General features: G+C 66.0%; 9 protein-coding genes. 2 read left to right on the top strand and 7 right to left on the bottom strand.

All coding sequences use genetic code 11. The annotated features are described in order from the left end of the window. Position 1: 1 nt before the first annotated feature. The 4 genes from SOM61_RS16335 to SOM61_RS16320 form a co-directional block, all read right to left on the bottom strand. Positions 2-1504, bottom strand: a complete 1503-nt coding sequence (locus SOM61_RS16335; RefSeq protein ID WP_320475059.1) for a DUF3526 domain-containing protein — start codon at positions 1502-1504, stop codon at positions 2-4. After that, positions 1501-2982, bottom strand: a complete 1482-nt coding sequence (locus tag SOM61_RS16330) for a DUF3526 domain-containing protein (RefSeq protein WP_320475058.1) — start codon at positions 2980-2982, stop codon at positions 1501-1503. The genes SOM61_RS16335 and SOM61_RS16330 overlap by 4 nt, the downstream gene beginning before the upstream one ends. Next, a complete protein-coding gene (locus tag SOM61_RS16325) occupies positions 2930-3634 on the bottom strand; it encodes an ABC transporter ATP-binding protein (protein ID WP_320475057.1) in 705 nt (234 codons plus the stop codon). Before SOM61_RS16325 ends, SOM61_RS16330 begins: the two co-directional genes overlap by 53 nt. A 361-nt stretch (positions 3635-3995) precedes the next feature. After that, on the bottom strand, positions 3996-5153 hold the full coding sequence (locus SOM61_RS16320; protein ID WP_320475056.1) for a sensor histidine kinase: 1158 nt from the start codon (positions 5151-5153) through the stop codon (positions 3996-3998). Between the two features lie 234 nt (positions 5154-5387). On the opposite strand from SOM61_RS16320, the gene SOM61_RS16315 reads away from it, so the two are divergent. Beyond that, the gene (locus SOM61_RS16315; protein WP_320475055.1) at positions 5388-5633 is read left to right on the top strand and encodes a hypothetical protein; all 246 of its coding nucleotides are present in this window, start codon (positions 5388-5390) and stop codon (positions 5631-5633) included. On the opposite strand, the gene SOM61_RS16310 is transcribed toward SOM61_RS16315, so the two are convergent. Beyond that, positions 5614-7599 carry an NPCBM/NEW2 domain-containing protein gene (locus tag SOM61_RS16310; RefSeq protein WP_320475054.1) on the bottom strand — a complete coding sequence of 662 codons (1986 nt, stop codon included), beginning with the start codon at positions 7597-7599 and terminating at the stop codon, positions 5614-5616. The two genes, SOM61_RS16315 and SOM61_RS16310, sit on opposite strands and share 20 nt — an antisense overlap. Positions 7600-7856: 257 nt before the next feature. Here SOM61_RS16310 and agaR point away from each other — a divergent pair, with 257 nt between their 5' ends. Next, the gene (gene agaR / locus SOM61_RS16305) at positions 7857-8624 is read left to right on the top strand and encodes a transcriptional repressor AgaR (protein WP_320475053.1); all 768 of its coding nucleotides are present in this window, start codon (positions 7857-7859) and stop codon (positions 8622-8624) included. Between the two features lie 3 nt (positions 8625-8627). Here the strand turns inward: agaR and SOM61_RS16300 are convergent, their stop codons facing one another. Beyond that, a complete protein-coding gene (locus SOM61_RS16300) occupies positions 8628-9944 on the bottom strand; it encodes a DUF4832 domain-containing protein (protein WP_320475052.1) in 1317 nt (438 codons plus the stop codon). A 170-nt stretch (positions 9945-10114) separates the two neighbouring features. Beyond that, the gene (locus SOM61_RS16295) at positions 10115-12919 is read right to left on the bottom strand and encodes a TonB-dependent receptor (RefSeq protein ID WP_320475051.1); all 2805 of its coding nucleotides are present in this window, start codon (positions 12917-12919) and stop codon (positions 10115-10117) included. Positions 12920-13060 lie beyond the last annotated feature (141 nt).

Below are 13060 nucleotides of genomic sequence, written 5' to 3'. Positions count from 1 at the left end.
CTCAGCCGCGCTGGCGGCGACGTTCCCGGCGCAAGGCGAACAGCGCCAGTGCGACGAAGCAGGCCGCCCATGCCGCCAGCAGCCAGGCCTGCCACGGCATCGCGGCCTGCTGTCCCAGGCCTGGGGAAGCAGCGAAGCGCGGCACCGCGTCGAAGTCGCGGAAGCCGTAGCCCCCCAGGCAGGTGCGCGGGCAGGGTGAGCGCTCGTCACCGAGCGCGGCGCGCTGGATGGCGCCCTGGAACCAGGCGCGCAGCGCATTCTGGTGGCGCGCGACCTCGCCGACGAAGCGCGTGTGGCGCGCGCCGTCGTTGCCGGCGAGCCGGGAAAAAGCCGCATTCGCCAGCGTCACCGGACTGACGAGGCTCAGGCGCGCGAACAGGGTGCTGCGCGCATCCCTGGCGGCGGCGAACTCGCGCTCGACCCCGGCCATGGTGCGTTCGACCTCTTCGGCACGGTGCAGGCGCGAGACGTTCGACGATACGTTGCCGGGCGCGGTGCGCTGCGGCTTCCATTCCGGGTGGCTGTCATAGAAGCGCGCCATGCTGCTGGCCGTGTTGGCGTTGACCTGGTCTAGCGCATCGCGGGTTGCCTGGACATAGCGCTCGCGCGGCGGCACCGGCGCAGCCATGCGCGCGCCGGCATCGAGCGCGGCGGGCAGCACGATCGCGAACAGCAGCCACAGGCCGAAGCCGGCGAAGGTCGCGCTCATGCGGTTGGCGCAGGCCGCGCACACGGCGGCGCCGACCGCGGTCCAGAAGGCAGAATACAAGAGCACGATGGCGCTCCAGCTGCCCAGCGCGGCGAGGCCAGCGCCATCGCGCGACACGGCGCCGCCCAGCAGCGCCGCGCCCGTGACGGCCGCCACCAGCAGCGCCGTGGCGAGCAGGTTGCGGGCGCCGGCCTGGGTAAACAGGATGCGGCCGCTGCCGACGCCCTGCAGCACCAGGCTGCGCAGGCGCAGGCTCTCGCGGTCCTGGGTCAGCACCGAAGCCGACAAGGTCAGCAGCACCAGCGGCCACAGGTAGACCACGAAGAACATCAGGTCGTAGCGCCCGGTCGCCAGGCGCGCCGGATGCTCGATCTCGGTGGCGGTGCGCACCGATTCCATCGACTCGGCGCGCACGCGCACATAGCCGGGCTGGATGTCGGCCTGGCCGATCGCCAGCGCGGCGCCGGGCAGCGCGGGAAGCGCCGCGAATCCGACGTGCTCGCGGAAGGCGTAGCCGCGAATGTCGACCGGGGTGCGGAAGTAGCGCATGCCGGCGAAGGCCGGGTCGTCCGGATCGGCGAAGTAATGCGCCGCCAGTTCCTTGGCGGCGGCGCGCGCGCCGGCTTCCTGGGTCAGCGCTGCCTGCTGCGCGGCCTGGGCATGGCGCTGGAAGCGCGCGCCCTCGAACAGGCCGTACAGCGCAAGCAGGAGGGCAGCGGCGATCAGCAGCAGCGTGCCGCGCTCGCGCAGCAGGGCGCGCAGGTCGAAACGCGCCAGGGCAAGGATGGACATCATTTGACGCTCCCGGTGCGCAGGCGGCCGAGGGCGACCATGGCCAGCGCCAGGCTCGCGGCGAGGCCGGCCAGCAGCGGCAGCAACCAGCGCGCCAGCAGCTCGCCCATGTCGAGCGCGGCGTAGGTGAATCGGAACGGCGGAATACTGCGCCACAGCGCTTCGCCGGCCTGGTACTTGACGCCGTCGCGGTCGGGATTGCGTGCAAGGTCGCTGTTGAGCAAGTCCTGCATCAGGCGCCGGTGCGCCTCGGCCGCCTGCATGAATTCCGTATGGCTGGCGTTGTCGCTCGCCGCCAGCCGGCTCGACAGGCCGCCGATCGCCACCGCCGGCGACAGCCAGGACGCCAGCGCCACCGCCCGGTCCTGCGCGGCCATTGCCGCGAACAGCGGACCGTAGTGGCGGTCGAACACCTCGTTGCCGTGGGCCTCGCTGCGCAATTGGCTGATGCCGGCCCAGTTGACCGGCAGGTCGGCGACATCGTCGACGCCATACTGGCTGAGCAGCTGCTGCTTGTGGCGCTCGGCCTCGGCCGGGTCGTCGGGCATGCCGAGTTCTTCGTCGACCGCCTGGCGGAAAGCCTGCATGGACGGCAGGGGCGCCGCCGACTGCGCCAGTTCGACCGCGGCGCGCGGCAGCACCAGGGTCGCGACGATCCACAGCGTAACCAGCAGCGCCAGGCTGGCGCGCATGGTCCGGGCGAAGGCCGATACGGCCGTCACCAGCGCGGCCCAGATGGTCAGATAGACCAGGTAGGCGGCCGCGAACAGCACCCCGCGCGCAGCGGCGTCGGCGACCGGCTCGGCGCCGCCGGCATGCCACTTCACGCCGGCGATCGCGACAATCGCCGGGAGCGACATGGTTAGCGCCAGGCAGAGCAGGACGGCGCCGCGCGCGGCGGCGATCGCACCCAGCGGCGCGCCGTTCAGGCGCAGCGCGGGCAGCATGCCGCGCTCGCGCTCTGCGGCGAACATGCCGAAACCCAAAAAGATCATGACGGCCGGCGCCAGCACCTGCAGCATCAGCGCCGGGCTGAGGCGAAACTGGCGATCGGCGCCCGCGCCATCGGCCGCAGGGCGGTACACCATATCGTTCTGGCGGTGGGCCTCGAGCCACACGCTGGTGCCGACATAGTGCTCGATGCCGGGATCGAGCGCCGCCAGCGTCGGCAGCGGCTTGAAGACGTACACGCCATAGTGGGCGGCGGAATGGGGATTCTTGCTGCCCTGGTGGACCCAGCGCTGGGCCTCGGCCTCGGCCGCGACCGCGCGCGCGGCGCGGGTACGGTCGAGGTCGAGCGAGGCCAGCAGCGCGGCGCAGGCGGCCAGCGCCAGGCCGAGCGCCAGCACCAGGCCCACCCGCCAGTCGCGCCGGCGTTCGCGCCAGTCGGCCTGCCAGGCGCCGACGAAGGCGTGGCGCCACGCGGCGTCAGGCACGGGCCGCGAGACTGTCGAGATAATTGCGTTCGAGTTCGCCTGCATTCAATTCTCCAAGTTTCCATTCGCTGACCAGGTGGCCGCCGACCAGTACCCCGCAGCGGTCCGCCAGTTCCTGGGCGCGCAGCAGATCGTGGGTGGCCATGATCACGGCCGCACCGTCGTCCGCCACTGCGCGGATCAGGTCGCCGAAAGCGACGCTGGCTTCAGGGTCGAGCCCCGAGGTCGGTTCATCCAGTACCAGTACGCTCGCGCCCTTGGCCAGCGCCATCACGATGCCGACCTTCTGGCGCATGCCTTTCGAATAGCCGTGCGCCTGCCGGTGCCACGCGTGCTGGGGCAGGCCGACGCGCGCCAGCAGCGCTTCGATCTCGCTCGTGGGGAGCCGGCGACCCAGCAGGCGCATGAAGAAGTCGACGTTCTCGACGCCGGTAAGGCGGTCGTACAGGGCGACGTTTTCCGCGATATAGGCGGCGTGGCGGATTGCCGCCTCAGCTGGGGCAAGGGGCGAGCCGGCAAGGGTGATGCGGCCGTGGTCGGGTTTCACGAATCCCAGCAGGCAGCCGATGGTGGTGGACTTGCCGGCGCCGTTCGGGCCAAGCAGCGCATAAACCTGTCCAGCCGGTACGTGCAGATTGAGGTCGTTGACGACGGTGCGCTCGCCGTAGCGTTTGGTCAGGTGGTCGATTCTGATCATGGGTATGGTGATGAAGGCGGGGCGCCGCGATGCGGGAATCGGAGACACACAGGGGCCGTCAGGACGATGCTCCTCCTTAATGAGAATGATATCTCATTATCAAAGGTGTGTAAATGTTCTGAGTTACACGCCGCCCTGGGCGTAACTGGTCATGTCAGTGCTGGTGAAATAGCTGAAGCGTCCGCTGGTGATGCGGATCGCGGTCTGCGGGAGAGTGCTGCCGGTGATTAGCGATCGCCGGATTGTCCGGCTCGACCATCACCGTAGTGCGAGTCGATGTATTTCGATGAATCAGGTTTCAGTCCGAATCCGCCGGTGCATGGGCCAGCGCATGCGCGAGTGTGATGGCTACAGCTTGCGCTCAACCGTTGGTCGTCTGCAAGGTGGGCGCTGCCTGAACCAGGCGCGCATCCAGCGGAATATCGATGAAGAACGTCGTCCCCCGTTCCGCACTGCTGTCCAGTCCAATGCTGCCGCCATGGCTTTCGGCCACCGCCCTGACGTAGGGCAGCCCGATTCCCCAGCCCTGGCGCTGGCCGCGCAGGGCGGCTTCGGCACGGCGGTACATCTGGAAGATGCATTCCTGTTCGTCCGGTGGAATCGGCTCGCCCTCGTTATGCACGGTCAGCAGCAAGCGCTCATGGACATCGTCCAGGCGGATGGTGACCGGCGAGCCGGCGGCGCCGTACTTGATCGCGTTCGAGACCAGGTTCTCCACCGCGCGCTTGAGCGCCGCGCGGTCCCAGCAGCCGACGATGGAACGGCCATCGAGATGGATACGGGGGCCGTGCGCCGCCAGGGCGTCGGTCTGGACTTCCATCGCGACCTCCCGGATGTCGACCTTGGTAAGTGCCAGCTGGATGCTCTCGCCGCTGTGGAAAGCCATGGTATTGAGCAATTCATCCACCATCGCGGCCATGCGTTGCAGATTGGCGAGCGCCTTGGCCGCCACGGTCTTGACCCGCGTCAGGTCATTGCTCAGAAGGATGAGTTCAAGTCCCGACATGGACGCTGCCAGCGGCCCGCGCATATCGTGGGTCAGTGCGGCCGCGAATCGCTCGCGAAAGCCGCTGTGCACCAGCGAGAATGCCTCGACCGCTTCCTGGATGCCGGCGTCGATCGAGGCGTGGATGGTGCGCGCCTCGTGCTGACCGATGTCGACCTGCTCGCGCTGCAATACCTCGAAGATCGCCCAGCGCAGGATCTGGTACTCCTCGATCAATGCCGCATGATCGTAGACGGTGACCCGGGCCCGTTCGCCGCCGTGTTCGGCGGCCACCGAGGTGCCTTCGACCGCGGTGATGCGCGGATAGTCGGGGCTGATGCTCTGGGCGATGTTGTCGTAGAAGGCAGGCAGGGTATCGATGAGGATGGGATGCTCGACGTCGCGCGCCTGCACGATCCGTTCGCGCACGCGTGCTTCCCAGGTGGAGAAAACGGCGTCACGCAAGTCGAGCATGCGCTGCGCCGCCTCGAAAAGGCGGGCCCCGGCGCCTTGTTGATCGCTTGCGAAAGTCATCGCTTGCCCGTTCAATTGAAGCTGTTCGTGCGCGCATGGTACCGGAGTCGCACCACCGGTAGCGACGATTGTAACAGGGTGGGCCGCAGATTTTGCAATTCCCATCGTGCCGGCAGTGACCCGCAACAGGGGATGGTGCTCGAACAATCCAGTGAATGACCGTTTGGTTTCTGGCCTTTGACCAATCACACGCCGTAAAATGCGGTCTTGATCCACCACGTATAAGACATTCGCATGGAAACCATCGACCAGCGTTACCTCGTCCAGCAAAAAAAACGCACCGAGGAGGGCAAGCCGCCCGTGTTCGCCAAGGTAATGCGTAGCAAGGAAGGCAAGTTCGAAGGCGTCTCCTTCATCAAGAACAAGGAAAAAGCCACCGTCATGACGGTGGCCGAGGCTCAGGAAGTCATCGACTGGGCGGCCCAGAAGAAAGGCAACGCCCACGAATACGACACCAAGGTCATTTGCGTTGGACAGTAGCCAGGGATCCGGCAGCACGCGTCAACTGGGCATCCCCCCAGGTCGCCACCACCGGTGGCGCATCGGCTGCCTGTGACCCGCGCACCACCAGTTCGATGAGCTTGACGCCCCGAACGTCCGCCTTCAACAGCGGCGCCCTGGCGCCAAACGCCAGCGGCGCGCTTTCTGCCAACAGCTTGCCATCGCCATACACGTAGAAACGCACAGGCTGGCGGGTGTTCTCGGTCGAATCGTCCACGCCAACCGCGGCCGTCAACTGCGCGTAGCCGCCATCGTTCTTCACCTGCAGCCGTGAATTCGACAGCACGCCGATCCCCGAATCGAACACCTGTCCTGCCACCTGCAGGCTCTGGCCATACGGCGTCGTATCCGCCTGCGCGCCGCCCCAGCCCGCGTACTGGGGGCGCGAGCCGCCGGAGCGGGTGCTCGACCACGGGTCGATCATGCGGTGGACGGTCGGGTCGAGTTGCGGTTGACGGGTGCCGTCGACGGCGACGTTGATCGAGCCTGGGATCTCCGACAGGTACACGCCGTTGTCCAGCTGCCGCTTGCCGGTCGCCTCGAACACCAGCGTCTCGTGCGGCGCGAGCACGAATTCCTTTTCCCCGGTGAAGGTCGCGCTCTGTTTTGACCACAGGTCACGCAGGGTCACCGGTGCGCTGGCGGACAGTTTCAGGTGGCCTGCCAGCAGGGTCACCGGCGCCGGCGAGGCGCCGCGGTTGAACAAGGCCACCGCCTTGCGCTCGCCATTGCCCAGCGTCTTGACGATGATCTGCGCATCGTCGGAGTCATAGGTGACCACGCCCTGGTGTCCCGCCTTGTCCTGGTTCAGGCCGACGACCTCGGCATTGCCGATGACTTCGAGGAAGGAAGCCGGTCCGTTGCGCAGGTCATAGCTGAGCAGCAGCGGTGCGTTGATCATCGCCCACAAGGAGAAATGCGAGCGCACTTCGACCGGGTTGGCGACATCGAATTCGCCGTGGCCGATGTGCAGGATGTCGGGGTCGTTCCATTGGCCGGGGCCGGCGTACAGCGCGCGCTTCGCCGCGCTGTCGAAGTTGTGCAGCATGCTGGTCCAGCTCGGCGTGATGTCGGCGCTGGTGCGCCACAGGTTGCCGACATCCTTGCCCCAGCTGCGCACGTTGGCCATGCCCCAGGCGCAGATCGACAGCACGTAGTCGTTATTCGGCCGCGCTTCCTTGAGCGCGGCGGCGACGTCTTCGTAGCGCGCGCGCACCGCTTTGACATCGGTGCGGTTGATCGAGCCGCGTTCGATCAGCGGCGCCGCCGCGCGGTAGTCCTGTTTTTTCACCAGGTCCGAACCCGGCAGGAAGTCGGCCAGCCCGCAGGCGTCGATCTTGATGTAGTCGAAGCCCCACTCCTTAAAGTACAGGTTGATGTCCTGCCTGACGTGGCCTTCCAGTCCCACCTCGCGCTCGGCGGTCGTGCCCTGTGGCAGGTTGGGCGAATGCAGGTCATAGGCTTGCGAACAGGCGTTGCGTCCGATGTCGGTGTAGATGCCGGCCTTCAGTCCCATCGCATGCAGCTTGTCGGTGAATGGCTTGAAGCTGGTTTCGTTCGGCCCACCGGTGGCCGCCGAGGGAAAGATGCCGGTGCGGATCTGCAGCCGGCCGTCGCCCGTGCGGCGCTTCACCCACCAGCCGTCGTCGATGTTGACGTGCTTGTAGCCGAGTTTGGCGAGCCCGCTGTCGACCAGCGTTTGGGCGGCGCCGAGCACCTTGCTCTCATCGACTTCGGTGCGGAACGCGTTCCAGCTGCTCCAGCCCATCGGCGGCGTGCTGGCGCTGCCGTTCGTGGCGCCTTCCCAGCGGCCCGCCGGGGCCAGCGGATCGCCCGCGGAGTTGGCATGCGCCGGGGTGAACAACAAGGTCAGCGTGGCAGCCAGGCTACCGCATACCAGTTTCCACGGCTTGGGTTGGGTCACTTTGGTCCGGCGGTCTTTCATGCACATCTCCTGGTTATGGGTACGGGGCTTGCGTCGAGGCAGGCCGAGGGAAAATCGAATCTGGCAATGCACGAAGTCTTCAATTTCGATGGTAATCGAAAGAATTCGAAAAGAAAAGTCATTACACTACCGTTAAAAAGAAATAAAACGAAAATATGCAGGAAGTTTTCCCATTTTTTGTTGCCCCTACTGGCCGCTCGTGCTGGCCTTGCGCCAATCTGGTAAGCTGACACTTTATTAAAATTATTCGTCCGACCATGGGGCAAACCGGTCAGCGCCGCGATACCATCCTTAAAGCACTTGCTGAGCAAGCGTCGGTACAAGTGAGCGAACTGGTGAAACAGCTCAAGGTCTCGGCCGTGACGATCCGAAGCGACCTGAGCGCGCTCGAGGCGCAGGGCCTTGCCATACGCAGCCACGGTGGCGCAACGCTGGCCCGGATGCCGCCGACCGAGCACACGGTCTCGCAGAAGGACGCGCTCAATCACGAGCAGAAAGAGCGCATCGGCGCATTGGCGGCGCGGCTCGTGAAGCCGGGCGAGAACATCATCATCGATTCGGGCACCACGACGCTTTCGCTGGCCCGTCATCTGCGCGATGCCCAGGATGTGACGGTCATGACCAATGGCCTGAACATTGCCTGGGAGCTGGTCAATGCACCGGGCGTCGACCTGATCCTGACCGGTGGGCTGCTGCGCAAGCGCTCGCTGTCGCTCCAGGGGCTGCAAGCCGAGGCTTGCCTGCAGGCCTATAGCTTCGACAAGCTGTTCCTCGGTGTCGACGGCTTCGACCTGCAGTTCGGCGTGACCACCCACCACGAGGCGGAAGCGAGCCTGAACCACAAGATGGTGGAGCGCGCCAGGAACGTCATCGTCCTTGCCGATTCCTCCAAGTTCGGCTTCATCAGCCTGCACCGCATCGTCCAGCTCGACCGTGTCAACACCATCATCACCGACGCCGACATCAGCCCTGAATACCGGGAAGGCCTGCGCGACGCCGGCATCGAACTCCTGGTTGCCGACTGAATTTCAGAGAACGTTCAGCGTCGTCCCTGTGCGAAACGCGCCGAGCATTCCATCCCATCCCTGAGCCCTGACGGCATCGTCGGCATTGGCCGGACGCACGCTATAGCGAACATCGCCGGCCAGCGAGCCGGCGCCATCCGGTAATGCAAGCAGCACGTCGTAGGCGCCGGTGAGCGTGCCGGCCGGCACGGCGAACCGTGCACTTGATTCGCTGGTGGTCCCCGGCAACCAGCTTCGTGGGTCGATCGAGGCCACGGTAATGCGCACGACCGCGCCGGTGAAACGGTGCTTGAGCAGCATGTGCACGCCGCGTGGATTGAAGGCGCGCGCCCAGCCACTGTTGCGCAATGTCAGCGTCAGATCGCCCGACTGGCCTGCCGCCACCGCTGGGCTGTGCCGCAGCGCCTTCAGCTCGAAGCGGTAGCCCATGAGGCGCTTTACGTCGGCAAGGCAGCCCTGCGCCTCCCAGCGCGTGTGAAACAGCTTGCGGTAATAGGTGTCGTTCAGGTAGGTCAGGCCGAATTGCCGTCCTTCGCGCAGGATGTCGTCGCAGTCCCCGCGCGGCGTCGGGTCGACCGCATCGGCGGGGTTGCAGGTCTCGCCGCCGAACGGTGCAACGGCCGAGAGCGCGGCGACATAGTCGCGCTCGCGCCGGCGGGTCGCCGCGTCTTCGCTGTAGGTGCCGACATCCGTGCTCGAGGCCAGGAAGCAGTCGTTATGCACGCCGATGCGCGAGGCGCCCGAGCCGTCGCGCCAGCGCGGCGCCTGCAGCGCCCACGCCATCAGATAGGGTGGATAGCGCAACTGCAGGAATCTGTCGGCCGGCAGTGCGGCAAGCAGCGCGTCGCGGATGCGCGTACGCGCCGCCGGCAGGGTGAGATTGTTGGACGAGGTGTGCCATTCGCCCCAGGCCCCGACGAAGCCGGCCTGCAGGTAGGCGATGACGTCCGCATTTTCCTTCAGCACCGGCGTGAGCTGCCCGATGTGCCCAAGGACGCGCTCGAGCGGCGCATCCTGCGCCGCCTGGTATCCGGTCTCGCCCCCAGGGTAGTTATAGATAAAGCGCGGTATGAGTTTCAGGCCCGCGCGGCGCGCCGTGGCGAAGCTTTCATTCAGCGCATCGAGCTGCTTCCTGGGCAGCGCCTCGCCGGCATACCGGTCGAGCCGCACCGGCGTATAGACGATGCGGTAGCCGGCCGCGAACTGTGCATCCGCTTGCGCCTGCGTCCATGCGGCCAGGTCGTCTGCCGCCCAGACGTACATGCCGCGCTCGGGATTGGCGATCTCTGCGTCCGTTGCACGGAAGGTGGCTGACGCCACAGCGCCCGAGGAGGGTGCCGGCCCGGATTCCGCTGCGGCGTGAGAACATAAAAGGACCGCCCCGGAGAGCAGGGCGGCAAAGGGGAAGACAGGCGATCGCATCGGGACTCCAGTGTCCGATGAAGCGGGCCGGCGCACATGCCGGCCCGTGCTGCATCAAACGCGTTGCATCAGAACTTCAGGCTTGCACCGAGGGTGAACGAGCGGCCATAGCGGTAATAGCCGTTGGGCAGGCTGATGATGCCGTTGGTCAGCTTGGGCGCCTGCTCCGCGTCGGTCAGGTTATTGCCTTCGAGGCTGATGCGCAGCGACTTGTTCACCTCGTAGGCGATCTGGGCCGTCACCCAGGTCATCGAGTTGGCCATCTCGTTGAAGCCGGAACCGATCACATTGGTGGCGGTGACGAAGGAGTCGGTGTAGTCGGCCGTGGTGCTCATGCTCCATGGGCCCTTCTCGTACAGGATGCCCAGCGAGGCGGTCGCCGGCGCGATGCCCTCGAGTGGGCGTTCCTGCCCGTCGACCCAGCTCTTCGACAGGTTGCGCGTGTATTGCGCACGCACGCCGAAGCCGTTGTCCCACAGGTGCTGCAGGCCGATCTCCATGCCTCGGGCCTTGGCGCTGTCGCCATTGATCGGGCGCTGCACGTTGAACAGGCGTCCACCGGGCGCGCCGATGTCCTGGCCGGTCAGCCACTGGTTGGTGATCTGGTTCTTGATGTTCTTCTGGTAGACCGCGAAGGTCAGCGCGGAGCTCTTGGCGTAATACCACTCGAGCGACACGTCGGCCTGGCGTGCGGAGTACGGCTTGAGGTCGGCATTGCCGCCGTAGATCTGCGTGAAGTCGCCCCACGAGATGCTGGCGGTGGTGCTGGACGGCGCCAGCTTGTCGACCGACGGACGCGCCATCGTCTTGGCGGCGCCGAGGCGCAGCTGCAGGTTATCGGTCAGCGAGTAGGTGAAGTTACCCGATGGCAGTGCGGAGGTATAGCTGGCGTCTTGCTGGATGACCGACGGATCGGCGTAGACGGCAGTGAAGTTGAACGCGCCGTTCTGCAGGATGTCGTTGATCTTCGCGTCCCAGGCCTGGGCGCTGGTCCTGGTGCGCACGAGGCGCACGCCGACGTCCGCGAACCAGCGGTCGCCCGACATGTCCGCCTGCACGAACGCAGCCGTGGTTTTCTCTTCCACGCGGTAGCTTTCCAGCGGGTTGAAGGCGGGCGCCGACAAGGTCGAGCTGTAGACGCCGCCGCCCGGGCGGGGCGTGCCGTCGAGGGCGGCCAGTGCCTGCGCATAGTTGTTGACGTCGAAACCGAGGAAGCTGCGTGGGAAGTTTCCGCTCACGCCGGACAGGAAGCCGCTTGGGCTCAGGGTCTGGTTGATGACGTTGTTGCCCAGGGAGCCCACATTGATCGCATTCTCGCCGGAGTAATGATCCTGGCCCGCATTGAAAGCGTTGTTGATCATGTCGCGCGACTTCTTGCGGTTGGTCTGGCTGACGCCGAACTTCAGGTTGTCGACGTTGAACCGGTCTACCCGCCAGTCGGCATCCAGCGTCAGGCCACCGATGCGGTCCTTGATGTTGTCGCCCGTGCGGCTGTAGTAGTGGGTATTGAAGTCGTTGGCGGTGAACAGGCCCTGGGCCAGGCCAGTCTGCAGGTCGCGGCCGTCGGCCAGCGTGGTCGTCACGTCGGGCACGGAAGAGCCGGTAAGGCGGATGCGCGTGGTGTTGGGCTGGTTCATGCGCAGCACGACATAGCTGTCGTTGCCGCCCGAGTTGCGCTCCGAGGTGGACAGGTAACCGTCCGCCACCACCTTGAAGGTCGGCGACACCTTCCATTCGGCCCGGGTGCCGTACATGGCGGTATCCACCACGCGGTACTCGGTCTGGTTCAGGACCTCGGGATTGAGGCGCAGCTCGGGGTCGGTGCTGTCCAGGGTCAGGTCGGTCACCACGCCGTTGGAGACTTGCATATTGGACCAGCGGCCCGGCGCGAACAAGGGGTAATACGACAGCTGGTAGCCGACCTGCGGCGAGTCGAGGCGGGTCTTGAAGCCGTCGAAGATGACTTTCACGTCGCTGGTGGGGCGCCACTCCACCTTGCCCGAGAGGGCCATGCGTTCCTTCTTCTCCATGATGGAGCCGAAGCGAAACTGCCCCGGCCCGATCAGGCCTTCTTCTTCGGGATCGAGGATGCCGTTGCCGTTGGGGTCGATGTGGCCGCCCCAGGCGTTGCCACCCTCCCAGAACTGGCTCGGGTCGCTCGGAATCGCGTTGCGGGTCCAGCCGCCATCGTTGCCGGCGGTGTCGGTGCGCACATCGCGCTTGGCGTAGACCACGCCGAGCAGCACGCCTACCTTGTCACCCCAGGTATTGCTGTAAGTGCCGGACAGCTTCTTGCCGTTGAGGCTGCTCATGTCGTTGTGGTCGCCCTCCAGGCGCAGCAGGCCGCGCTGGCCTTTCTGGTCGAACGGGCTGGCCGAGCGCAGGTTGACCAGGCCGCCGATGGCGCCTTCGACCAGTTGCGCCTGGGTCGACTTGACGACGTCGGCGCCGCTGATGACGTCGGCCGGCAGCACGTCGTAGGCGAAGTAGCGGCCCGCGCTGTCGGTGCCCAGCAGGCGGCCGTTGAAGGTGGTGATCGTGTAGTCGGGGCCGAGGCCGCGGATGCTGACCTGCTGGCCTTCGCCGCCGGCCGTGCGCGAGATCGACACGCCGGTGATGTGGCTGAGCGAGTCGGCCACGTTGTTGTCGGGGAAGCGTCCGAGTTCAGTGGCGCTGATGCTGTCCTGCACGACAGCCGAGTTGCGCTTGAGCGCCAGCGACTGCTGCAGACTGGCGCGGGTGCCGGTCACGACGACCTGCTCGACCTGCTCGACCTTGTCGGTCTCGGCCGTGACGGCTTCCTCCTGGGCGCGGGCCGGCGCCGTGAGGGTGGCCAGTGCCAGCAGGCAGGCGGAAGTTAGTGGATTCAGCACAAAGCGGGCATGACTGTCGCCGTGCGAACGGCATTGCATATGAGAACTCATTAAACGCTTCCTTTTTTATAGGTTTGTTGAAGCAGCACGGGCGAGTGCTGGTACACGGGAAGACTGTCCGGTTGCTTTCGTTTGATTTCG

Source organism: Massilia sp. CFBP9012, assembly GCF_034045115.1.
Classification (GTDB): Bacteria; Pseudomonadota; Gammaproteobacteria; order Burkholderiales; family Burkholderiaceae_D; genus Telluria.
This window is presented reverse-complemented; position numbering and strand designations above follow the sequence as displayed.

Bases quoted from the DNA above. Each gene is read 5' to 3' on its own strand.
- SOM61_RS16335 (WP_320475059.1), bottom strand. From the start codon at position 1,504: ATGATGTCCATCCTTGCCCTGGCGCGTTTCGACCTGCGCGCCCTGCTG.
- SOM61_RS16330 (WP_320475058.1), bottom strand. From the start codon at position 2,982: ATGCAGGCGAACTCGAACGCAATTATCTCGACAGTCTCGCGGCCCGTG.
- SOM61_RS16325 (WP_320475057.1), bottom strand. From the start codon at position 3,634: ATGATCAGAATCGACCACCTGACCAAACGCTACGGCGAGCGCACCGTC.
- SOM61_RS16320 (WP_320475056.1), bottom strand. From the start codon at position 5,153: ATGACTTTCGCAAGCGATCAACAAGGCGCCGGGGCCCGCCTTTTCGAG.
- SOM61_RS16315 (WP_320475055.1), top strand. From the start codon at position 5,388: ATGGAAACCATCGACCAGCGTTACCTCGTCCAGCAAAAAAAACGCACC.
- SOM61_RS16310 (WP_320475054.1), bottom strand. From the start codon at position 7,599: ATGAAAGACCGCCGGACCAAAGTGACCCAACCCAAGCCGTGGAAACTG.
- agaR (WP_320475053.1), top strand. From the start codon at position 7,857: ATGGGGCAAACCGGTCAGCGCCGCGATACCATCCTTAAAGCACTTGCT.